This is a genomic window from Enterobacter sp. BNK-22 (genome assembly GCF_048684805.1).
Taxonomy (GTDB): Bacteria; Pseudomonadota; Gammaproteobacteria; order Enterobacterales; family Enterobacteriaceae; genus Enterobacter; species Enterobacter quasiroggenkampii.
Genome location: NZ_JBLQTT010000001.1, coordinates 1,977,888 through 2,000,314, shown reverse-complemented (window position 1 = coordinate 2,000,314; position 22,427 = coordinate 1,977,888). Strand labels below are relative to the sequence as shown.

The 22,427-nt window shown below is 53.9% G+C and carries 18 protein-coding genes; 14 read left to right on the top strand and 4 right to left on the bottom strand.

Translation table 11 applies throughout. From position 1 onward, the window contains the following. Nucleotides 1-205: 205 nt before the first annotated feature. Together ACMGGE_RS09475 and ACMGGE_RS09470 are read left to right on the top strand one after the other, a co-directional pair. Complete coding sequence (locus ACMGGE_RS09475) at nt 206-1,354, top strand: MFS transporter (RefSeq protein ID WP_008499979.1); 1,149 nt, start codon at nt 206-208, stop codon at nt 1,352-1,354. A gap of 123 nt (nt 1,355-1,477) precedes the next feature. Next, nucleotides 1,478-2,008 carry an anti-virulence regulator CigR family protein gene (locus ACMGGE_RS09470; protein ID WP_048027194.1) on the top strand — a complete coding sequence of 177 codons (531 nt, stop codon included), beginning with the start codon at nt 1,478-1,480 and terminating at the stop codon, nt 2,006-2,008. 36 nt (nt 2,009-2,044) lie between these two features. Here ACMGGE_RS09470 and pflA read toward each other — a convergent pair whose 3' ends face one another. The 4 genes from pflA to ycaO all read right to left on the bottom strand — a co-directional run bounded on the left by pflA (nt 2,045) and on the right by ycaO (nt 8,347). Beyond that, a complete protein-coding gene (gene pflA / locus ACMGGE_RS09465) occupies nt 2,045-2,785 on the bottom strand; it encodes a pyruvate formate lyase 1-activating protein (protein ID WP_008499976.1) in 741 nt (246 codons plus the stop codon). Between the two features lie 203 nt (nt 2,786-2,988). Then, nucleotides 2,989-5,271, bottom strand: coding sequence for a formate C-acetyltransferase (pflB, locus tag ACMGGE_RS09460; protein ID WP_023310992.1), 2,283 nt, complete (start codon nt 5,269-5,271; stop codon nt 2,989-2,991). Nucleotides 5,272-5,322: 51 nt separating this feature from the next. Then, a complete protein-coding gene (focA, locus tag ACMGGE_RS09455; RefSeq protein ID WP_008499974.1) occupies nt 5,323-6,180 on the bottom strand; it encodes a formate transporter FocA in 858 nt (285 codons plus the stop codon). Between the two features lie 406 nt (nt 6,181-6,586). Further along, nucleotides 6,587-8,347 (bottom strand): 30S ribosomal protein S12 methylthiotransferase accessory factor YcaO, encoded by a 1,761-nt coding sequence (ycaO, locus tag ACMGGE_RS09450; RefSeq protein WP_045417297.1) that lies wholly within the window; start codon nt 8,345-8,347, stop codon nt 6,587-6,589. 127 nt (nt 8,348-8,474) lie between these two features. On the opposite strand from ycaO, the gene ACMGGE_RS09445 reads away from it, so the two are divergent. The 12 genes from ACMGGE_RS09445 (at nt 8,475) to kdsB (ending at nt 22,364) form a co-directional block, all read left to right on the top strand. Further along, nucleotides 8,475-9,167 (top strand): DUF421 domain-containing protein, encoded by a 693-nt coding sequence (locus ACMGGE_RS09445; RefSeq protein ID WP_045908389.1) that lies wholly within the window; start codon nt 8,475-8,477, stop codon nt 9,165-9,167. Between the two features lie 162 nt (nt 9,168-9,329). Then, nucleotides 9,330-10,418, top strand: coding sequence for a 3-phosphoserine/phosphohydroxythreonine transaminase (gene serC / locus ACMGGE_RS09440; RefSeq protein ID WP_045908388.1), 1,089 nt, complete (start codon nt 9,330-9,332; stop codon nt 10,416-10,418). A gap of 69 nt (nt 10,419-10,487) precedes the next feature. After that, the gene (gene aroA, locus ACMGGE_RS09435; protein ID WP_045908387.1) at nt 10,488-11,771 is read left to right on the top strand and encodes a 3-phosphoshikimate 1-carboxyvinyltransferase; all 1,284 of its coding nucleotides are present in this window, start codon (nt 10,488-10,490) and stop codon (nt 11,769-11,771) included. Between the two features lie 184 nt (nt 11,772-11,955). Next, nucleotides 11,956-12,639: a (d)CMP kinase gene (cmk, locus tag ACMGGE_RS09430; RefSeq protein ID WP_008499967.1), complete on the top strand. Its 684-nt coding sequence runs from the start codon at nt 11,956-11,958 to the stop codon at nt 12,637-12,639. 111 nt (nt 12,640-12,750) lie between these two features. After that, entirely contained in the window at nt 12,751-14,424 is a 1,674-nt protein-coding gene (gene rpsA, locus ACMGGE_RS09425) for a 30S ribosomal protein S1 (protein WP_008499966.1), read from the top strand. Between the two features lie 170 nt (nt 14,425-14,594). Continuing rightward, on the top strand, nt 14,595-14,882 hold the full coding sequence (gene ihfB / locus ACMGGE_RS09420) for an integration host factor subunit beta (protein ID WP_008499965.1): 288 nt from the start codon (nt 14,595-14,597) through the stop codon (nt 14,880-14,882). 214 nt (nt 14,883-15,096) lie between these two features. Next, nucleotides 15,097-17,361 carry a ComEC family protein gene (locus ACMGGE_RS09415; protein WP_420293691.1) on the top strand — a complete coding sequence of 755 codons (2,265 nt, stop codon included), beginning with the start codon at nt 15,097-15,099 and terminating at the stop codon, nt 17,359-17,361. 35 nt (nt 17,362-17,396) lie between these two features. Then, entirely contained in the window at nt 17,397-19,145 is a 1,749-nt protein-coding gene (gene msbA / locus ACMGGE_RS09410) for a lipid A ABC transporter ATP-binding protein/permease MsbA (RefSeq protein ID WP_420293690.1), read from the top strand. Next, nucleotides 19,142-20,119 (top strand): tetraacyldisaccharide 4'-kinase, encoded by a 978-nt coding sequence (gene lpxK / locus ACMGGE_RS09405; protein ID WP_420293689.1) that lies wholly within the window; start codon nt 19,142-19,144, stop codon nt 20,117-20,119. Before msbA ends, lpxK begins: the two co-directional genes overlap by 4 nt. A 44-nt stretch (nt 20,120-20,163) precedes the next feature. Further along, entirely contained in the window at nt 20,164-21,393 is a 1,230-nt protein-coding gene (locus ACMGGE_RS09400) for a winged helix-turn-helix domain-containing protein (RefSeq protein WP_234081849.1), read from the top strand. 45 nt (nt 21,394-21,438) lie between these two features. After that, nucleotides 21,439-21,621, top strand: coding sequence for a protein YcaR (gene ycaR, locus ACMGGE_RS09395; RefSeq protein ID WP_006174474.1), 183 nt, complete (start codon nt 21,439-21,441; stop codon nt 21,619-21,621). Beyond that, nucleotides 21,618-22,364 carry a 3-deoxy-manno-octulosonate cytidylyltransferase gene (gene kdsB / locus ACMGGE_RS09390; protein ID WP_008499959.1) on the top strand — a complete coding sequence of 249 codons (747 nt, stop codon included), beginning with the start codon at nt 21,618-21,620 and terminating at the stop codon, nt 22,362-22,364. The genes ycaR and kdsB overlap by 4 nt, the downstream gene beginning before the upstream one ends. Nucleotides 22,365-22,427: the final 63 nt, after the last annotated feature.

The following is a 22,427-nucleotide window of genomic DNA, read 5'->3' as shown; positions in this document are numbered from 1 at the left end:
ACTGTCGTGTTGTTTTAATTTTGCTCATTAATAAATGAAAACAGGGACATAATTAATATCTATAGCAGGCGTGGCATTAGCAGGATAAGTTTTTTAAATCGACAGGGAACATATTGTGCGAGGCGGCTAAATCAGTGGATTGACTTTGTTTTTGCCAGTGGCATGATGCGCACGAAATCTGAACTTCCTCACGGCTTTTTAATCCATGACCACCTATACCCGGCCAGTGCTGCTGTTGCTCTGTGGCCTGCTTCTGTTGACCCTGGCGATCGCAGTGTTAAATACGCTCGTCCCGCTGTGGCTCGCCCATGAAAACTTACCGACCTGGCAGGTGGGTATGGTCAGCTCATCCTTTTTTACCGGGAACCTGCTGGGTACGCTGGTGACCGGGAGCCTGATCAAGCGCTTTGGCTTTAACCGCAGCTATTATCTGGCTTCGCTGATTTTCGCTGCCGGGTGTGCGGGGTTGGGCCTGATGGTCGGCTTCTGGAGCTGGATGGCATGGCGCTTTATCGCCGGTGTCGGCTGCGCGATGATTTGGGTGGTCGTTGAAAGTGCGCTGATGTGCAGCGGCACCTCCCGCAACCGCGGTCGCCTGCTGGCTGCCTACATGATGGTTTACTATGTCGGCACCGTGCTGGGACAACTGATGGTGAGCAAGCTGCCAACTGACCTGATGAGCGTTCTGCCGTGGGTAACGGGCATGGTGCTGGCCGCGATCCTGCCGCTGCTCTTTACGCGCATTGTGAACCAGAACAGCGAACACCAGGAAGCAACCCACGTCTGGCCAATGCTGAGACTGCGTCAGGCGCGTCTGGGCGTTAACGGCTGCATTATCTCGGGGATTGTCCTCGGCTCGCTCTATGGCCTGATGCCACTCTATCTTAACCATCAGGGCGTCAGCGACTCCGGAATTGGCTTCTGGATGGCGGTGATGGTGAGTGCGGGTATTGTGGGACAATGGCCAATTGGCCGTCTGGCGGACCGCTTTGGACGTCTGCTGGTGCTGCGCGTTCAGGTCTTCGTGGTGATCATGGGCTGTCTTGCTATGCTCAGCAACGCCGCGATGGCGCCTGCGCTGTTCATTCTCGGGGCTGCTGGCTTTACGCTCTATCCCGTCGCGATGGCCTGGGCCTGTGAGAAAGTTGAGCATCACCAACTGGTGGCAATGAACCAGGCGCTGTTACTGAGCTATACCATCGGCAGCCTGTTAGGGCCGACGTTTACCGCGATGCTGATGCAGAATTACTCCGATAATTTACTGTTTATCATGATCGCCAGCGTGTCGTTTATTTATCTGTTAATGCTGCTGCGTAAAGCGGGCGAACATCCAACGCCTGTGGCACATGCCTGATGAATTAAAAGCCTGTCGATGACAGGCTTTTTTGTCCCCATCACAACTCAGAGTTTTACTTATTGTTTGTTTATTGCGCCGGACGATAATTCAGGTGAGTCCTACCACAATAAGGCAGCAATCATGTCTATTCGTCGTTTTTCCACTACCGCACTGGCCGTAGTGTTGTCTTTAACGTTTGCAACGGCTCCGGTCATGGCTAATCCTGGCAACGGGAATGGCAATGGTCACGGAAACGGAGGCGGACAGGGTAACAGCGGCAATCATGGTAACGGGAATTCTGGTAACGCCGGTAACCATGGTAATAAACAAAATAACGGTCAGGATAACCCTGGTAAATCGGATAAGAACTTCAAAAACAGCAAAGATGTCGGTAATGACGTTGATGCTCGCGTGAGCTTCGATCATGCCCGCCATCTGGCCGTGAATTACGGCTTAACGGGCTATAAGTCTCTGCCTCCGGGGATCGCAAAAAACCTGGCGCGCGGTAAACCACTGCCTCCGGGTATTGCGAAGAAGGCCGTGCCGGCCTCAATGCTGGACCAGCTTCCTTCCTATCCCGGTTATGAATGGCGCGTAGTGGGTGACGACCTGGTCTTAATTGCGCTGAGTACTGCCATTGTGACGTCTGTTATTAACGGCGTCTTTAAATAGAATATAAAAAGGCCCGGTTTTTACCGGGCCTTTTCTTTAATACATCACCTTGTGACCGTACTGTTCAAGAATACCTTTGACGCGTTCCATCGTCTCTTTTTTCGGCGGCTTCACGCCATCGAGCTTGTACTCTTCACCCATGGCCACCCATTTATGTTTACCCAGCTCGTGATAGGGTAGAAGCTCGATTTTCTCGACGTTGCCCATGTCGCGGGTGAATTCCCCCAGGCGGTGCGCGGAGTCATCGTCATCTGACCAGCCTGGTACCACCACGTAGCGGATCCAGGTTTTGATGCCTTTATCGGCAATGTATTTGGCAAACTCCAGCGTGCGGTGGTTGGAGACGCCCACCAGGTTCTGGTGGATCTCATCGTTCATCTGTTTGAGATCGAGCATCACCAGATCGGTCACTTCGAGCAGTTCATCAATTACCGGATCGTAGCGACGTACAAAGCCATTGGTATCCAGGCAGGTATGAATGCCTTCTTTGTGGCAGGCGCGGAACCAGTCGCGGACAAATTCAGCCTGAAGAATGGCTTCACCGCCGGATGCGGTCACACCGCCACCGGAGGCGTTCATAAAGTGGCGATAGGTCACTACCTCTTTCATTAGATCGTCGACGGTGACTTCTTTACCGCCGTGCGTGTCCCAGGTGTCGCGGTTATGGCAGTACAGGCAGCGCATCAGGCAGCCCTGGAAAAAGGTGATAAAGCGGATACCCGGGCCATCGACGGTGCCACAGGATTCAAAGGAGTGAATACGACCAATAGTTGACATTGCGGTGATATCTCCATCATCGGCCCGTCCCGGGCCTGTGTATGCACAGCTCAAAGCCGGCTGTGTTAAGTCTGTTTTGGCTGTTATCCATTCAGTATAGATAGCGGACAAAAGAGACTGAGGTGGAGAGGGTGCTAAAAAGGCCCCACTGACGTGGAGCCTTTATTGTACGCTTGTTAACGCGTGATTTCAGTCAATTCCACTTACATGGACTGAGTGAAAGTACGGGTGATAACGTCCTGCTGCTGTTCTTTAGTCAGGGAGTTAAAACGTACTGCGTAGCCAGATACGCGGATGGTCAGCTGAGGATATTTCTCAGGGTGTTCCATCGCGTCGAGCAGCATTTCACGGTTCATGACGTTCACGTTCAGGTGCTGACCGCCTTCGATGGACGCTTCGTGGTGGAAGTAACCATCCATCAGACCCGCGAGGTTAGTTTTACGCACTTCGTCGTCTTTACCCAGCGCGTTTGGCACGATAGAGAAGGTGTAAGAGATACCATCTTTCGCGTAAGCAAACGGCAGTTTAGCAACGGAAGTCAGAGAGGCAACCGCACCTTTCTGGTCACGACCGTGCATTGGGTTCGCACCTGGGCCGAATGGCGCGCCAGCACGACGACCGTCTGGGGTGTTACCGGTTTTCTTACCATACACAACGTTAGAGGTGATGGTCAGAACAGACTGAGTCGGGATAGCGTTACGGTAGGTAGTCAGTTTCTGAATTTTCTTCATGAAACGTTCTACCAGGTCAACCGCCATGTCATCAACGCGAGAATCGTTGTTACCAAACTGCGGATATTCGCCTTCGATTTCGAAGTCGATAGCCAGACCGTCTTCGTCACGAATTGGTTTAACTTTCGCATATTTGATTGCAGACAGGGAGTCAGCAGCAACGGACAGACCTGCGATACCACACGCCATGGTGCGGATAACGTCACGGTCGTGCAGCGCCATCAGAGAAGCTTCGTAGCTGTACTTGTCGTGCATGTAGTGGATAACGTTCAGCGCAGTGACGTACTGTTTCGCCAGCCAGTCCATGAAGTGATCCATGCGGTCCATCACTTCGTCGAAGTTCAGAACGTCGCCTTTGATCGGTTCAGACTTAGGACCAACCTGCATTTTCAGTTTTTCATCAACGCCGCCGTTGATTGCGTACAGCATGGTTTTCGCCAGGTTTGCACGCGCACCGAAGAACTGCATTTGTTTACCAACAACCATTGGGCTTACGCAGCAAGCGATAGCGTAATCGTCGTTGTTGAAGTCCGGACGCATCAGGTCATCGTTCTCGTACTGCAGAGAAGAGGTGTCGATGGACACTTTAGCGGCGAATTTCTTGAAGTTCAGAGGCAGTTTTTCAGACCACAGAACGGTGATGTTCGGCTCCGGAGAAGGACCCATGGTGTACAGGGTGTTCAGGAAGCGGAAGCTGTTTTTGGTCACCAGAGTACGGCCGTCAACGCCCATACCGCCGATGGATTCAGTTGCCCAGATTGGGTCACCGGAGAACAGCTCATCGTATTCAGGCGTACGCAGGAAGCGAACCATACGCAGTTTCATGACCAGGTGGTCAATCATTTCCTGAGCGTCTTGTTCGGTGATTTTGCCTGCTTTCAGGTCACGTTCGATGTAAGCATCCAGGAAGGTGGATACGCGACCGAAGGACATCGCTGCACCGTTCTGAGACTTAACTGCGGCCAGGTAGCCGAAGTAGGTCCACTGGATAGCTTCCTGAGCGTTGGTAGCAGGACCAGAGATATCGCAGCCGTATTTAGCCGCCATCTCTTTGATCTGACCCAGCGCGCGGTGCTGTTCAGCGATCTCTTCACGCAGACGGATAGTCGCTTCCAGGTTTACGCCGTTTTCCAGATCGGACTGCAGGGAAACAAACTGCGCGTACTTGTCTTTCATCAGGAAGTCGATACCGTACAGCGCAACGCGACGGTAGTCACCGATGATACGACCACGGCCATACGCATCTGGCAGACCAGTCAGAACGCCAGATTTACGGCAGTTCAGAATGTCTTTGGTGTAAACATCGAATACGCCCTGGTTGTGGGTTTTGCGGTATTCGGTGAAGATTTTTTTCAGCATTGGGTCCAGCTCGCGGTTATACGCTTTGCAGGAACCTTCAACCATTTTAATACCACCGAACGGGATGATTGCGCGTTTCAGTGGTGCTTCAGTCTGCAGACCAACAATTTTCTCAAGGGCTTTGTTGATATAGCCAGCATCGTGAGAAGTGATGGTGGAAGCAACGGAGGTGTCAAAATCAACTGGCGCGTGAGTGCGGTTTTCCAGTTTAACGCCTTCCATTACGCTGTCCCACAGCTTGGTGGTCGCGTCAGTTGCGCCAGCCAGGAAGGATTCGTCACCTTCATACGGGGTATAGTTTTTCTGAATGAAGTCACGTACGTTTACTTCATTCTGCCAGTCACCTTTCGCAAAACCTTCCCAGGCTGTGGCTAACTTTTCATTAAGCTCGGACATGTAACACCTACCTTCTTAAGTGGATTTTTTATTTACTGCCTGAGAAAACCATCAGTGATGATCGTCGCCACGCAGGTAAATGACCCAGTATGTCAACCCAACTAACAGACCCCCACCAATAATGTTCCCGATAGTGACAGGGATCAGGTTATCAGTAATGAAATTCATAATAGTCAGGTGAGAGAAACTTTCCGGGGATGAACCAACTGCGGTCCAGAACTCCGGGCTCGCAAAGTCGCGGATAACAATGCCCATTGGGATCATGAACATATTCGCGATACTGTGCTCAAAGCCGCTGGCAACAAACATCGCAACCGGCAGAACCATAATTAAGGCTTTGTCCATCAGGCTACGACCCGAGTAGCTCATCCATACAGCCAGGCAGACCATCAGGTTAGCGAGGATGCCGAGAGCAACGGCTTCGATAAATGTGTGGTGCATTTTGTGGTCGGCGGTTTGCAGGACGTTAAGGCCCCAGCCACCGTTGGCGGTCATGTACTCGCCAGAAAGCCACATCAACAAAACAAAGAGCAGACAGCCAACCAGGTTACCCACGTAAACATTAAGCCAGTTACGTGCCAGCTGACCCCAGGTAATTCTTCCGCTGGCCTTTGCCACGACAATCAGCACCGTTGAGGTGAAGAGGTCGGCGCCGCAAATGACGCAAAGAATCAGACCCAGTGAGAAACAAATGCCGCCAATCAGTTTGGCCATGCCGAAAGGCATTCCGGCAGTACCGGTGGTGGCGGTGATGTAGAAGACGAAAGCGATAGAGATGAACACACCAGCCGTGATCGCCAGATAGAACGTCTTCATCGGGTGTTTCGTTGCTTTATAGACACCTGCTTCTTCGGCAACTTTGGCCATCGCAGCAGGGAGTAAAAGATCAAAAGGGTTGTCAGCTTTCACACTAACTCTCTCTTTATTAAGTCGGCGACGAGATACTAACAAAGCATTATAGAAGAGAAATTGATATAGATCATATCTCGCCTGGCTTATAGGCCCGCAGTGTGTATGGATTTACAGCAAATGCGGAGTAAGTGTTTGATTATCCGTATAAAAATAAATTTTAAAAGTTATGAAAAGAGTTGAATTTTTTCGTTCAGCCACCTCTTTATCAGTTAATTAATATGGAGTATTAACCATAAAAAGTAACAGTAAAGCCCAGATCAATATTATTATATTTACCCGTGTTTAACTTTATTATTACAATCAACAATCATTGCCGAAGAAAATAAAAAACGGGGCAATGAAATTGCCCCGTAATATAGCCCAGACGATTGAATACGCCTACTGCTGGTAATGTTATATGCGCTTATTTTGACCAGTAAGCAGCTTTTGCTTTCTGCAGCTTTTCGTAGGCCTTCAGCAGTGACTGATGCGCCGGGAAGGCTTTAAGATCGCTATCAACAGCCTGCAGGCCATAGAACGGCGCTTCGCCGCTCAGGGCCGCGCTGGCTGCTTCAACGGCCTCAGCGCCGTACATACGCACGAAAGCATTCAGGTATTGCAGCGGTTCGCGATCCTCTTCCTGTGCAAGCAGCAGCAGGGTTTGCAGGCAACGGTAATAGTTGGTGCGCTCGGCAGAGAAGACCGACTGGTTGAACTCCATGGTCCACTCGGTCCAGGCCAGGGCCTGATCCAGATCGCCACCCGCCAGAGCCAGCATTGCTTTCAGTTCACCGATACGCAGGGTATACCAGCCGTTATCTTTACCGGTCGCCAGACCCAGGAGTTCGCGTACGCGGGTGAAGTCATCGTGGCCTTCTTCGTCCAGTTGGGCGATCAGGTTCAGGTAATCTTCTTTCTCCCATTCGCTGCCCGGCAGAGCCAGCAGCGTTTCGCGCAGATGGGCGCCCATGCTGTTGTTCGCCAGCCACAGGTCTTCAGCGGGGTAGATGTCAGACATGCCAGGCACGATGATGCGGCACGCGTAAACGCCCAGGTGCTCGTAATCGGCAATGTACACTTCCTGGTCTTCCGCGTTGAAGATCGCCATCAGCGTGGCGAACTCTTCTTCCGTGGTACCGGCGAAGCTCCAGTCCACGAACGGATAGTCCGCGTCCTGCTTGAACATATCCCAGGAAATTAAGCCGCTGGAATCGATGAAGTGGGTTTCGAGGTTGGTATGCTCGGCCACTTCTTCATCGTCAAACGTTGGCGGCGTAAACACGTCGAGATCTTTCAGGCTACGGCCCTGCAGCAGCTCAGTGACGGTACGCTCCAGCGCCACGCCGAAGTCCGGGTGCGCGCCGAAGGAGGCGAAGCAGGTACCGTTGGTCGGGTTAAACAGCACAACGCAGATCACCGGATACTTGCCGCCCAGCGAGCCGTCATACGCGAAGATAGGGAAACCTTCTGCTTCCAGTTTGGCGATGGATTCCACCACGCCCGGGTAGCGCGCCAGCACGTCTGCCGGAATTTCAGGCAGGCTGATGGATTCGGCAATAATGCGGTTTTTGATGTGACGCTCGAAGACTTCAGACAGACCCTGCACGCGCGCTTCATTGCGGGTGTTACCGGCGGACATGCCGTTAGACACATACAGGTTGCCGACGATGTTCATCGGGATATAGACGGTCTGCTCGTCAGACTGACGGGTAAAGGGCAGGGCGCAAATACCGCGATCGTCGTTTCCGGACTGCAGATCGATCAGCATGCTGGCGGTCAGTTCGTTTTCCGGATCGTAGAAAGCACGCAGACGCGCGTCGAGAATACCTTCCGGCAGTTCGTCGTCTTCCGTCAGTGGGAACCATTTTTCGTTCGGATAGTGAACGAACGGGCCGTTGGCGATGGTTTCGCCCAGCCAGAAGTCAGCGAAGAAATAGTTGGTGGACAGACGCTCAAAATACTCACCCAGCGCGGAGGCCAGTGCCGCTTTTTTCGTCGCGCCTTTACCATTGGTAAAGCACAGGGCACAGTCTTTATCGCGAATATGCACGGACCAGACATGAGGCACCGGATTGAGCCAGGAGGCTTCTTCGATGTTAAAACCCAGGTCGGTCAGTTTCTGCTGGAAGCGAGCGATGGAATCTTCCAGAGCGGCGTCTTTGCCGGGGATAAACGTTTGAGTCATGGCGTTCACTTTTATCGTACGTAAAGCGCGCAATGATACGGGTTTTGCGTGACGGGTGCTATCTTCGGCGAAAATAAATGCCTGAGCTATGCTTACACTCAGTAACCTACTGTTAAGGCATAGAAAAATGAAAGCGTTTGATCTCCAGCGGATGGCGTTTGATAAAGTCCCTCCAGAGTTTTTAGGCGAAGTCGCGCTTCGCAGCCTGTATACCTTCGTCCTCGTGTTCCTGTTTCTCAAAATCACGGGCCGCCGTGGCGTAAGGCAGATGTCGCTCTTTGAAGTATTGATTATCCTGACGCTGGGTTCCGCGGCGGGGGATGTCGCCTTCTATGATGATGTGCCGATGGTGCCGGTCTTCATCGTTTTTGTCTCCCTGGCGCTGCTTTACCGGCTTGTCATGTGGCTGATGTCGAAAAGTGAAAAGCTGGAAGATCTGCTTGAAGGGAAGCCGGTCGTTATCGTCGAGGACGGTCAGTTGGCCTGGGAAAACGTTCAGAGCGCCAATATGACCGAGTTTGAGTTCTTTATGGAGCTACGCCTCAACAGCGTGGAACAGCTCGGGCAGGTGCGTCTGGCGATCATGGAAACCAACGGGCAGATTAGCGTCTATTACTATTCTGACGATGAGGTGAGGCCGGGACTGTGCATCCTGCCGGATATGCTGATCGAGCGTTTCAGAACCGTACCTGAGTCAGGCGAGTACGCCTGCGTGAGATGTAGCCATGTCGTCGCGATGCAGCCGGGGGATCGTCAATTATGCCCCCGCTGTGCAAATCCGGAATGGACGAAGGTTAGCCGGGCTAAACGCATCACCTGACAGCCATTTTGTCGGTTTTGTCCTGGCGAGGCGGCAGATTGTTTTGTGTGACGTGGGGCACATTTCACGGGTCATAAGTTTTAGACATTGCGGCGCGTGTCACTGAATGATAAAACCGATATCCACAGTTATAACTTATGGCTTTTAGCGTGGTGAGGGGAAATGGCTCAAGTCTTTAATTTCAGTTCAGGTCCGGCAATGTTACCGGCAGACGTGCTTAAACAGGCTCAACAGGAACTTTGTGACTGGAACGGTCTGGGAACGTCGGTGATGGAAATCAGCCACCGGGGTAAAGAGTTTATTCAGGTGGCGGAAGAGGCAGAAAAAGATTTTCGCGATCTGCTGAATATTCCCTCGAACTACAAAGTATTGTTCTGTCACGGCGGCGGGCGCGGCCAGTTTGCGGGCGTACCGCTGAACATCCTGGGCGATAAAACGACGGCAGACTACGTTGACGCAGGCTACTGGGCGGCCAGTGCGGTGAAAGAAGCGCACAAATACTGCACGCCGAATGTGATCGACGCCAAAGTGACCGTTGACGGCCTGCGCGCCGTGAAGCCAATGAGCGAGTGGCAGCTTTCTGATAACGCCGCGTATCTGCACTACTGCCCGAACGAAACCATTGACGGCATTGCCATCGACGAGACGCCAAACTTCGGCAGCGATGTTGTGGTTGCCGCTGACTTCTCCTCCACCATTCTGTCTGCGCCAATTGACGTCAGCCGTTATGGCGTGATCTACGCGGGCGCACAGAAAAATATCGGCCCTGCAGGCCTGACGATTGTTATCGTGCGTGAAGATCTGCTGGGTAAAGCGCATACATCCTGCCCGTCGATTCTTGATTACACCGTGCTGAACGACAACGATTCTATGTTCAACACCCCACCGACGTTTGCCTGGTACCTCTCCGGCCTGGTCTTCAAATGGCTGAAGCAAAACGGCGGTGTGGCGCAGATGGACAAAGTGAATCAGCAGAAAGCTGAACTGCTGTATGGCGTGATCGACAAGAGCGATTTCTACCGCAACGATGTGGCGAAAGCTAACCGTTCCCGCATGAACGTGCCGTTCCAGCTGGCGGACAGCAACCTGGATAAAGTGTTCCTGGAAGAGTCCTTCGCGGCAGGCCTGCACGCGCTCAAAGGTCACCGTGTCGTGGGCGGCATGCGTGCCTCCATCTATAACGCGATGCCGCTGGAAGGCGTTAAAGCTCTGACCGATTTCATGATCGACTTCGAACGTCGCCACGGTTAATTGCGCTGTTTTCACCCCCGTAGCCCTGCTGCGGGGTTTTTATTATGTTGAGTTGAGAGTTAAGTTTTCATGGAATCCCTGACGTTACAACCTATCGCGCGGGTAGATGGCACCATTAATCTGCCTGGTTCAAAAAGTGTCTCGAACCGCGCTCTGCTGCTGGCAGCACTGGCAAACGGCACCACCGTCCTTACAAACCTGCTGGACAGCGATGACGTGCGCCATATGCTCAATGCGCTGAAAGCGTTGGGCGTTCATTACACTCTCTCCGACGATCGCACCCGCTGCGAAGTGACCGGCAACGGCGGCGCGCTGCAGACGGGTGAAGAGCTTGAGCTGTTTCTGGGCAACGCGGGTACCGCGATGCGTCCGCTGGCGGCGGCTCTGTGTCTTGGGCGCAACAACATTGTGCTGACCGGTGAGCCGCGCATGAAAGAGCGTCCGATTGGCCATCTGGTGGATGCCCTGCGTCAGGGCGGCGCGCAGATTGAGTATCTGGAGCAGGAAAATTATCCGCCACTGCGTCTGCGCGGGGGCTTTACCGGCGGTCACGTCGAGGTTGACGGCAGCGTTTCCAGTCAGTTCCTGACCGCGCTGCTGATGACCGCGCCGCTGGCACCGCAGGATACGGTAATTACGATTAAAGGCGAGCTGGTCTCCAAACCGTATATCGATATCACGCTGCACCTGATGAAAACCTTCGGCGTCGAGGTGGAAAACCAGTCTTATCAGCGCTTCGTGGTACGTGGGGCGCAGCAGTACCAGTCTCCGGGCAGCTATCTTGTTGAAGGCGACGCCTCGTCGGCTTCTTACTTCCTGGCGGCGGGCGCCATCAAAGGCGGTACCGTGAAGGTGACCGGTATTGGCCGCAACAGCGTGCAGGGCGATATCCGTTTTGCGGACGTGCTGGAGAAAATGGGCGCGGTTGTGACCTGGGGCGATGACTTCATCTCCTGTACCCGCGGCGAGCTGAAGGCCATCGATATGGACATGAACCATATTCCGGATGCGGCGATGACCATTGCCACAGCGGCGCTGTTTGCAAAAGGCACCACCACGCTGCGTAATATCTACAACTGGCGCGTAAAAGAAACCGACCGACTGTTCGCGATGGCGACTGAGCTGCGTAAGGTCGGCGCTGAGGTGGAAGAGGGCGAAGACTATATTCGCGTCACGCCTCCTGCAAAACTGCAGGTTGCCGAGATCGGAACCTACAACGATCACCGTATGGCGATGTGCTTCTCGCTGGTGGCGTTGTCAGACACGCCTGTCACCATTCTTGATCCAAAATGTACGGCGAAAACGTTCCCGGACTACTTCGAACAGCTGGCACGCATTAGCACGCTGGCCTGATAACGCCTGCCGCATCACCCGATGCGGCATTTCCTTACGCTTCCTGACGAACACATCCGTTCATTTCTTCTACACTCTGCTTCAATCAATCCGTAATTTGCACGCAAAGGTAACAGTTGCGCACGTTGACGCGTATAATGCGCGGCGTTCATGTAAACGGTATGCCTTATTTAAGGAGAAAAAGATGACGGCAATTGCCCCGGTAATCACCATTGATGGGCCGAGTGGCGCAGGGAAAGGGACTCTGTGCAAAGCGATGGCGGAAGCATTGCAATGGCATCTTTTAGATTCGGGAGCAATCTATCGCGTGCTGGCCCTGGCTGCGCTGCATCATCATGTGGACGTGGCGTCTGAAGAAGCGCTGGTTCCGCTGGCTGCGCATCTTGATGTGCGTTTCGTATCGACCAATGGCAACCTGGAAGTCATCCTTGAAGGGGAAGACGTGAGCGGGGAAATCCGTACTCAGGAAGTGGCGAATGCGGCCTCCCAGGTAGCAGCCTTCCCGCGCGTTCGTGAGGCGCTGTTACGTCGTCAGCGCGCGTTTCGTGAAGCACCGGGCTTGATCGCGGACGGACGCGATATGGGAACCGTGGTATTCCCTGATGCACCTGTGAAAATTTTCCTTGACGCCTCTTCGGAAGAACGTGCTCAACGCCGCATGCTTCAGTTGCAGGAAAAGGGGTTTAGTGTTAACTTTGATCGCCTTTTATCCGAGATAAAAGAGCGCGATGACCGCGATCGTAACCGCGCCGTCGCCCCACTTGTTCCAGCAGAAGATGCATTAGTTCTGGATTCAACCAGTTTAACTATTGAGCAAGTGATTGAAAAAGCGCTACAATATGCGCGCCAAAAACTGGCACTCGCGTAATCGCGACCGATTTAGCAGTACCCCCGCTGCAAAGGATTGACGGCGGGTATGTGAAACAACCCCATCCGGCACGGAGCCAGGTGGACGTTAATATTAACCTGAAGATTAAACATGACTGAATCTTTTGCTCAACTGTTTGAAGAATCCTTAAAAGAAATCGAAACCCGCCCGGGTTCCATCGTTCGCGGTGTTGTTGTTGCTATCGACAAAGACGTAGTACTGGTTGACGCCGGTCTGAAATCTGAGTCCGCCATTCCGGCAGAGCAGTTCAAAAACGCCCAGGGCGAGCTGGAAATCCAGGTTGGCGACGAAGTTGACGTTGCTCTGGACGCAGTAGAAGACGGCTTCGGTGAAACCCTGCTTTCTCGTGAGAAAGCGAAACGTCACGAAGCATGGATCACGCTGGAAAAAGCTTACGAAGAAGCTGAAACTGTGGTCGGTGTTATCAACGGCAAAGTTAAAGGTGGCTTCACTGTTGAGCTGAATGGTATTCGTGCGTTCCTGCCAGGTTCTCTGGTAGACGTTCGTCCAGTTCGTGACACTCTGCACCTGGAAGGCAAAGAGCTTGAGTTCAAAGTAATCAAGCTGGACCAGAAGCGTAACAACGTTGTTGTTTCCCGTCGTGCCGTTATCGAATCCGAAAACAGCGCAGAACGCGATCAGCTGCTGGAAAACCTGCAGGAAGGCATGGAAGTCAAAGGTATCGTTAAGAACCTCACTGACTACGGCGCATTCGTTGACCTGGGCGGCGTTGATGGCCTGCTGCACATCACCGACATGGCGTGGAAACGCGTTAAGCACCCAAGCGAAATCGTGAACGTGGGCGACGAAATCACTGTTAAAGTGCTGAAGTTCGACCGCGAGCGTACTCGTGTATCCCTCGGCCTGAAACAGCTGGGCGAAGATCCATGGGTAGCTATCGCTAAGCGTTACCCAGAAGGTACTAAACTGACTGGTCGCGTAACCAACCTGACTGACTACGGCTGCTTCGTTGAAATCGAAGAAGGCGTTGAAGGTCTGGTGCACGTTTCCGAAATGGACTGGACCAACAAAAACATCCACCCATCCAAAGTTGTTAACGTTGGTGATGTAGTGGAAGTGATGGTTCTGGATATCGACGAAGAACGTCGTCGTATCTCCCTGGGCCTGAAGCAGTGCAAAAACAACCCATGGCAGCAGTTCGCGGAAACCCACAACAAGGGTGACCGTGTTGAAGGTAAAATCAAGTCTATCACTGACTTCGGTATCTTCATCGGCCTGGACGGCGGCATCGATGGCCTGGTTCACCTGTCTGACATCTCCTGGAACGTTGCAGGCGAAGAAGCAGTTCGTGAATACAAAAAAGGCGACGAAATCGCTGCAGTTGTTCTGCAGGTTGACGCAGAGCGTGAGCGTATCTCCCTGGGCGTTAAACAGCTCGCAGAAGATCCGTTCAACAACTGGGTTGCACTGAACAAGAAAGGCGCAATCGTAAACGGTAAAGTGACTGCAGTTGACGCTAAAGGCGCAACCGTAGAACTGGCTGACGGCGTTGAAGGTTACCTGCGCGCTTCTGAAGCTTCCCGTGACCGCGTTGAAGATGCCACTCTGGTTCTGAACGTAGGCGACGACGTTGAAGCTAAGTTCACCGGTGTTGACCGTAAGAACCGTGCAATCAGCCTGTCTGTTCGTGCTAAAGACGAAGCTGATGAGAAAGATGCAATCGCAACTGTTAACAAACAGGAAGATGCAAACTTCTCTAACAACGCAATGGCTGAAGCTTTCAAAGCAGCTAAAGGCGAGTAATATCAGGTTCTCAGCATCATGTGCGCTGTAATGCATTTACAGCGTGAAGGATGAGGAGCAAACTTGACAGATTACAGGATTCGTCCTGTAATCAATAACAAAGGGCGGCTACGGCCGCCCTTGTTTAATGAGCTGTTCAGCTAATTGGTTTGAAAGGAACCGGAGGAATCATGACCAAGTCAGAATTGATTGAAAGACTTGCCAGTCAGCAACCGCATATCCCTGCCAAAGCAGTGGAAGATGCCGTAAAAGAGATGCTGGAGCATATGGCCTCCACTCTTGCCCAGGGCGAGCGCATTGAAATCCGCGGTTTCGGTAGTTTTTCTCTGCACTATCGTGCTCCACGTACCGGGCGTAACCCGAAAACTGGCGATAAAGTCGAGCTGGAAGGTAAGTACGTTCCACACTTTAAGCCGGGTAAAGAACTGCGCGATCGCGCCAATATTTACGGCAACTGAGTTTAGCCAGCCGGTTAAACTGGGTTCGAAAGAAAGCACCTGCGGGTGCTTTTTTTGTACCCGTCGCTTTCTTTCTGAAGGTGCCCCGCATTTTCCGTTTCGTTTTCTGCAACCCGTAAAATACCTTGCTGCGCTTGCTGTAAATCGCATCCTTCACACCTGACGACCCGCTCAACCTGCTTGCATACTGCCACCCTGAAACAGGGAGGTAGCAATGGGGATTCCCGCGCTTAGTGTCTGCGCCATGCTGGCGATAGTTCCGTTACTCTGGTTACCTGAATTGCCGTCACCTTACGCCGTGTGGGTCATGGTGGCTGGCGGGATAGTGCTTGCTGCATGGCAAAACCGTCGAGTGAAGTATGCTGGTATCACGCTGTTATTTTGTGCGTGGGGCATTCTGGCCGCGCAAGAGAGCGTCTGGCCGATGCAGCATTTAACAACGGGGGCCGTGCAGGCTGAGGTAGAGCTCACCGCGACCAACGGCACCACTCTGCATCAGGGAAACATTCGCAGCGTCGATGGCAAGCGCTGGTGGGCCTCCACCGGCGTAACGCTGTATGGCAATTATCTGCCGCAGAAAGCCTGTGCCGGTCAGCGCTGGACCATGACGCTCAGGCTCAGGCCTGCACACGGCGAACTGAACGATGGCGGTTATGATGCTCAGCGCAGCGCTTTTGCCCGACATCAAACATTGAGCGGGCGCTTCACCCGTGCGGAACTCGTCGACGGGCGCTGCAGCCTGCGAGCGCAATATCTGCTGTCGCTGCAAAACCGACTTTCTGCTTATCCATGGGGAGCGGTTATCCTGGGCCTTGGGATGGGGGAACGCCTGGATGTACCGCGGGAAATAAAAGATCTGATGCGGGAAACCGGCACGCTGCATTTGATGGCGATTTCGGGTCTGCATATCGCGCTGGCAGCCTCTCTCGTCTGGTTACTTGCACGTGGACTCCAGTTTTTATTACCCAGCAATCGGGTCCACTGGCAAATGCCTCTCCTTGCCGGGTTAATCTTTGCTGCTTTCTACGCCTGGCTTACCGGCCTGCAACCGCCTGCGCTGCGGACGGTCATCGCACTTGCTGTGCTTGCTATGTTGCGGATCGCTGGCCGTCAATGGTCGCCCTGGCAGGTATGGGGGTGCTGTATCGCGGCGATACTGTTAAACGATCCGTTAGCCGTACTTTCGCAGAGTCTGGCTTTGTCAGCCTTTGCCGTCGCCGCGCTGATTTTCTGGTTTCAGTGGCTGCCGCTTCCTGACTGGCAGCGGATAAGACGTATACGGCCGCTAGTGAACCTGATTTATCTGCAGGTTGGCATGTTGCTTCTGCTCATGCCGCTACAGGTTCTGATTTTCCATGGCTTCAGCCTCTCATCCCTGGTCGCGAATCTCTTTGCCGTGCCCCTGGTAACGTTTGTCTCTGTCCCGCTGATCCTGCTCGGTATGCTGCTCCATCTGCTACCGCTGGCAGCGGTTGAAAGTGCCATCTGGTTTGCTGCCGATAAGTCTCTTGCGGGACTCTTCTGGCTACTGATGCGCCTGCCTGATGGCTGGCAGGATGTCGATCAACGCTGGCAAACCATGGCATTACTGCCGTGGTTGATCATCATTGCCTGGCGTTTTCGTGCCTGGAAAACCGTTCCTGCCGTTTGTCTTGCAGGCAGTGTCTTACTGACATTTCCCCTCTGGCGAGCGGCAAAAAGCGAGAGCTGGACGCTGCATATGCTGGACGTGGGGCAGGGGTTGGCCATGGTCATTGAAAGGCAGGGAAAAGCCATTCTTTATGATACCGGGCTCGCCTGGCCGGACGGAGACAGCGCGCAGCGGTTAATTATTCCCTGGCTTCGCTGGCATCACCTGCGGCCAGACGGGGTGATTCTCAGTCATGAACACCTCGACCATGCAGGAGGCCTCATTTCGTTGCAAAAAGCATGGCCGGATATATGGATAAGAAGCCCGTTGCGCAGGACGGGACACCGTCCCTGTTTTCGTGGGCAGAAATGGGAATGGCAGGGGTTAACCTTCACCGTCCACTGGCCCCCTGAAAATTACCCGGCCCAGGGGAATAACCGTTCCTGCGTGGTAAAGGTGGACGACGGGGAGCAAAGTGTTCTGTTAACAGGAGATATTGAAGCGCAAGCGGAACAGGCTATGCTTAGCCATTACTGGCGCTATATGACGTCCACGTTGATACAGGTGCCCCATCATGGCAGCAATACCTCGTCCTCACTGCCGCTGGTACAGCGGGTGGGAGGACAGATCGCCCTGGATTCCGCGGCCCGCTATAACGCATGGCATTTCCCGTCAGCAAAAGTTGTCCGACGCTATCGAAAAGAGGGGTATATTTGGCACGATACCCCTCATTCAGGACAAATATCGGTGACATTCTCGCAACATCACTGGCAAATCCGGCGCTTGCGAGAGCAAATTTTACCACGTTGGTATCATCAGTGGTTTGGCGCGCCCGTCGATAACGGGTAGAATATGCGGCTATTTCAACAATGCTGGTTTTTTGAATGCATAACGACAAAGATCTCTCCACGTGGCAAACGTTCCGCCGACTCTGGCCGATGATTGCCCCTTTTAAAGCAGGCTTGATCGTGGCGGGTGTAGCGTTAATCCTCAACGCAGCCAGCGATACTTTTATGCTATCGCTTCTTAAACCGTTACTGGATGACGGTTTTGGTAAAACGGATCGCTCAGTGCTGCTATGGATGCCTCTGGTGGTTATCGGACTGATGATCTTACGCGGTATCACCAGCTATATCTCAAGCTACTGCATTTCCTGGGTATCCGGGAAAGTGGTGATGACCATGCGCCGTCGACTGTTCAGTCACATGATGGGCATGCCGGTTGCGTTCTTTGACAAGCAGTCAACCGGGACGCTGCTGTCGCGTATTACCTACGACTCCGAGCAGGTTGCTTCTTCCTCTTCCAGCGCGCTGATTACCGTTGTGCGCGAGGGCGCGTCGATCATCGGCCTGTTCGTGATGATGTTCTACTACAGCTGGCAGCTGTCGCTTATCCTTATCGTTCTGGCACCGGTGGTTTCCATTGCTATCCGCGTCGTGTCAAAGCGCTTCCGCAATATCAGTAAGAATATGCAGAACACGATGGGGCAGGTGACCACCAGCGCAGAGCAGATGCTGAAAGGGCATAAAGAAGTGCTGATTTTTGGTGGTCAGGACGTCGAAACCAAACGCTTTGATAAAGTCAGCAACAAAATGCGTCTGCAGGGGATGAAAATGGTCTCGGCCTCTTCCATCTCTGACCCGATTATTCAGCTGATTGCCTCGCTGGCACTGGCGTTCGTCCTGTATGCAGCAAGCTTCCCGAGCGTCATGGAGACGCTGACGGCGGGTACCATTACCGTGGTCTTCTCCTCAATGATTGCCCTGATGCGTCCGCTGAAGTCACTGACGAACGTGAATGCCCAGTTCCAGCGTGGGATGGCCGCCTGCCAGACCCTGTTTAGCATTCTGGATTCCGAGCAGGAAAAAGATGAAGGCAAACGCGTCATTGAGCGCGCGAACGGCGACGTTGAGTTCCGCAATGTGACCTTTACCTATCCTGGCCGCGAAACAGCGGCTCTGCGCAATATCAACCTGACCATTCCGGCGGGGAAAACCGTTGCGCTGGTAGGCCGTTCTGGTTCGGGTAAATCGACCATTGCCAGTCTGATCACCCGTTTCTACGACATTGACGAAGGTGAAATTCTGTTAGACGGCCACGACCTGCGGGAGTATACCCTGCAGTCGCTGCGTAATCAGGTAGCGCTGGTCTCTCAGAACGTGCACCTGTTCAACGATACCGTGGCAAACAATATTGCCTATGCGCGTACTGAAGAGTACAGCCGCGAGCAGATTGAGAACGCCGCGCGTATGGCTTACGCGATGGACTTTATCAACAAGATGGATAACGGTCTGGATACCATCATCGGTGAGAACGGCGTACTGCTCTCCGGTGGGCAGCGTCAGCGTATCGCTATTGCCCGTGCGCTGCTGCGCGACAGCCCGATCCTGATCCTGGACGAAGCGACCTCTGCGCTGGATACGGAATCTGAACGCGCGATTCAGTCCGCGCTGGATGAGCTGCAAAAGAACCGTACCTCGCTGGTGATTGCGCACCGTCTGTCGACTATTGAGCAGGCTGATGAAATCGTCGTGGTTGAGGACGGTATCATTGTTGAGCGTGGAAGCCATGCTGACCTGCTGGAACACCGCGGCGTTTACGCTCAGCTTCATAAGATGCAGTTCGGCGAATGATTGCACGCATCTGGTCCGGTGAATCCCCGCTGTGGCTGCTGCTTTTGCCGCTCTCCTGGCTCTACGGCCTGGTGAGCGGCATCATCCGCCTGCTTTATCGTCTGGGGGTGAAGCGGGCCTGGCGCGCGCCGGTGCCGGTTGTGGTTGTCGGAAATCTTACGGCGGGCGGCAACGGCAAAACGCCGGTGGTGATCTGGCTGGTGGAGCAGCTACAAAAACGCGGTATACGCCCGGGTGTGGTATCGCGCGGATATGGTGGTCAAGCGGCGCATTACCCGCTGTTGCTCACGGCGGAAACCACGACGGCTGAAGCGGGTGATGAACCGGTATTAATTTTCCAGCGTACCGGCGTACCGGTCGCGGTTTCCCCGGTGCGCAGCGATGCCGTACAGGCACTGCTTGTCGAACACGCGGTACAAATCATCATCACTGACGATGGTCTGCAGCATTACGCTCTGGCGCGTGATAAAGAGATTGTGGTCATCGACGGCGTTCGCCGTTTTGGTAACGGCTGGTGGTTACCTGCCGGACCCATGCGCGAACGCGCTTCACGTCTGAAATCCGTTGATGCGGTGATTGTGAACGGGGGTGAGGCGAAAACGGGTGAAATCCCGATGCACCTGCAGCCGGGTCTGGCGATCAACCTGGTGACGGGGGAACGCCGGTCGGTTTCAGAGTTGCCTTCACTGGTAGCGATGGCGGGCATTGGTCATCCGCCGCGCTTCTTCGCGACGCTGGAACAGTGTGGTGCCCGGCTGGAAAAACGCGTTCCGCTGGCCGACCATCAGGCGCTGGTGGAAGGGCAGGTAGACGCCCTGACCGCACCCGGGCAGTCGCTGATCATGACCGAAAAAGATGCGGTGAAATGCCGCGCCTTTGCGAAAGATAACTGGTGGTATCTGCCGGTTGACGCCGAACTCAGCGGTGAGCAGCCGGAACATTTGCTCAAGGAACTGATTGCGTTGGTGCACTAAAGGCTTACGCGGTTCTGGTGACGCTTTGACTGACAGGAAAACGCATGTCTCTACCGCAACTCTCGCTTTCAGCCGCACGTAATCTCCACCTGGCCGCGCAGGGGCTGCTCAAAAAGCCCCGCCGCCGCGCGCAGCCTGCCGATATTCTCTCTACCGTACAGCGCATGTCGCTACTCCAGATCGACACCATTAATATTGTGGCTCGTAGCCCTTACCTGGTGCTGTTCAGCCGCCTGGGGAGTTATCCTTCCCAGTGGCTGGATGAGGCGCTCAGCAAAGGGGAGTTGATGGAGTATTGGGCGCATGAAGCCTGCTTCCTGCCCCGCAGCGATTTTGCCCTGGTGCGTCACCGCATGCTTGCGCCGGAAAAGATGGGCTGGAAATACAGACAGGCCTGGATGCTGGAACATGCGGCTGAAATAGAGCAGCTCATCGCGCATATTCAGGAAAACGGTCCTGTACGCTCCGCCGATTTTGAACACCCGCGCAAGGGGACAAGCGGCTGGTGGGAGTGGAAGCCTCACAAACGTCATCTCGAAGGGTTATTTACCTCTGGGAAAGTCATGGTGATTGAGCGGCGTAACTTTCAGCGCGTCTACGATCTGACGCATCGCGTGATGCCGCACTGGGACGACGAGCGCGACATGCTTACCCAGGAGGCGGCCGAGGCCATTATGCTGGAGAACAGCGCCCGTAGTCTGGGGATTTTTCGCACGCAGTGGCTGGCAGATTATTATCGCCTGCGCCAGCCCGTGCTGAAACCGCTGCTGGACATGTGGCAACACGAGCAGCGCGTTATTCCCGTTACCGTGGAAACGCTGGGCGAAATGTGGCTGCATGCGGATCTCCTTCCGCTATTGCCGCAGGCCCTGGAGGGGAAACTTCAGGCGACCCACAGCGCGGTATTGTCGCCTTTCGACCCGGTCGTCTGGGACAGAAAACGCGCCGAGCAGCTCTTTGATTTCAGCTACCGGCTGGAATGTTATACCCCGGCCCCAAAGCGCCAGTATGGTTACTTTGTTTTACCGCTGCTGCATAAGGGACAGCTGGTCGGGCGCATGGATGCCAAAATGCACCGCAAGACCGGCACGCTTGAAATCATTGCGCTTTATCTGCAAGAGGGCGTCAGGGTGACGGCGAGCCTGGAAAAAGGATTAACGTCCGCCATTAGCGAATTCGCGCGCTGGCAGGGTGCCGACGACGTGACGCTGGGCCGGGTACCTGATGGATTGTTTACATCCTGTCGAAGTGGCTGGGAAACAGGCACGCCCTGAAAAAGGAATGTGTTAAGCTTTAGCGATTACCCATACGGAGGAACTATGGATCACCGTTTACTTGAAATTATTGCCTGCCCGGTATGCAACGGCAAACTTTACTACAGCCAGGACAAACAAGAGCTCATTTGCAAGCTGGACAGTCTGGCTTTCCCGCTGCGTGACGGTATTCCGGTATTGCTGGAAAATGAAGCCCGTTCCCTGGTGGCAGAAGAGAGCAAGCCATGAGTTTTGTCGTCATTATTCCTGCGCGTTATGCCTCAACGCGTCTGCCGGGTAAACCGCTGGTGGATATTAACGGCAAGCCGATGATTGTGCATGTCCTTGAGCGCGCTCGTGAATCGGGTGCTGACCGCGTGATTGTTGCCACCGACCATCCGGATGTCGCTCGTGCGGTTGAGGCCGCAGGCGGAGAGGTGTGCATGACTCGCGCCGATCACCAGTCCGGCACCGAACGTCTGGCGGAAGTGGTTGAGAAATGCGGTTTCAGTGATGATACGGTCATCGTAAACGTGCAGGGTGACGAGCCGATGATCCCCGCGGTCATTATCCGTCAGGTGGCCGAAAACCTGGCGCAGCGTCAGGTCGGAATGGCGACGCTGGCGGTACCCATTCATCATGCAGAAGAAGCTTTCAACCCGAATGCGGTGAAGGTCGTCATGGATGCGGAAGGCTATGCGCTCTATTTCTCCCGCGCCACGATCCCGTGGGATCGCGATCGCTTTGCGCTCTCTAAAGAGACCATCGGTGATACCTTCCTGCGTCATATTGGGATCTACGGCTATCGCGCCGGCTTTATTCGCCGCTATGTGGCCTGGGCGCCGAGCCCGCTGGAGCATATCGAAATGCTGGAGCAGCTTCGCGTGCTCTGGTACGGCGAGAAAATTCACGTTGCTGTTGCTGAGGAAGTACCCGGCACGGGCGTAGACACCCCTGAAGATCTTGAGCGCGTTCGCGCCGAATTGCGTTAATCTTACCGGCATCTCTCCGCAGGGAGGGATGCACTCTCCGCTTTATTTTTCACTTTCTTTTTC

Excerpts from the sequence above, each read along its gene's own strand:
- ACMGGE_RS09475 (WP_008499979.1), top strand. The coding sequence starts at position 206 with ATGACCACCTATACCCGGCCAGTGCTGCTGTTGCTCTGTGGCCTGCTT.
- ACMGGE_RS09470 (WP_048027194.1), top strand. The coding sequence starts at position 1,478 with ATGTCTATTCGTCGTTTTTCCACTACCGCACTGGCCGTAGTGTTGTCT.
- pflA (WP_008499976.1), bottom strand. The coding sequence starts at position 2,785 with ATGTCAACTATTGGTCGTATTCACTCCTTTGAATCCTGTGGCACCGTC.
- pflB (WP_023310992.1), bottom strand. The coding sequence starts at position 5,271 with ATGTCCGAGCTTAATGAAAAGTTAGCCACAGCCTGGGAAGGTTTTGCG.
- ycaO (WP_045417297.1), bottom strand. The coding sequence starts at position 8,347 with ATGACTCAAACGTTTATCCCCGGCAAAGACGCCGCTCTGGAAGATTCC.
- ACMGGE_RS09445 (WP_045908389.1), top strand. The coding sequence starts at position 8,475 with ATGAAAGCGTTTGATCTCCAGCGGATGGCGTTTGATAAAGTCCCTCCA.
- serC (WP_045908388.1), top strand. The coding sequence starts at position 9,330 with ATGGCTCAAGTCTTTAATTTCAGTTCAGGTCCGGCAATGTTACCGGCA.
- aroA (WP_045908387.1), top strand. The coding sequence starts at position 10,488 with ATGGAATCCCTGACGTTACAACCTATCGCGCGGGTAGATGGCACCATT.
- cmk (WP_008499967.1), top strand. The coding sequence starts at position 11,956 with ATGACGGCAATTGCCCCGGTAATCACCATTGATGGGCCGAGTGGCGCA.
- rpsA (WP_008499966.1), top strand. The coding sequence starts at position 12,751 with ATGACTGAATCTTTTGCTCAACTGTTTGAAGAATCCTTAAAAGAAATC.
- ihfB (WP_008499965.1), top strand. The coding sequence starts at position 14,595 with ATGACCAAGTCAGAATTGATTGAAAGACTTGCCAGTCAGCAACCGCAT.
- ACMGGE_RS09415 (WP_420293691.1), top strand. The coding sequence starts at position 15,097 with ATGGGGATTCCCGCGCTTAGTGTCTGCGCCATGCTGGCGATAGTTCCG.
- msbA (WP_420293690.1), top strand. The coding sequence starts at position 17,397 with ATGCATAACGACAAAGATCTCTCCACGTGGCAAACGTTCCGCCGACTC.
- lpxK (WP_420293689.1), top strand. The coding sequence starts at position 19,142 with ATGATTGCACGCATCTGGTCCGGTGAATCCCCGCTGTGGCTGCTGCTT.
- ACMGGE_RS09400 (WP_234081849.1), top strand. The coding sequence starts at position 20,164 with ATGTCTCTACCGCAACTCTCGCTTTCAGCCGCACGTAATCTCCACCTG.
- ycaR (WP_006174474.1), top strand. The coding sequence starts at position 21,439 with ATGGATCACCGTTTACTTGAAATTATTGCCTGCCCGGTATGCAACGGC.
- kdsB (WP_008499959.1), top strand. The coding sequence starts at position 21,618 with ATGAGTTTTGTCGTCATTATTCCTGCGCGTTATGCCTCAACGCGTCTG.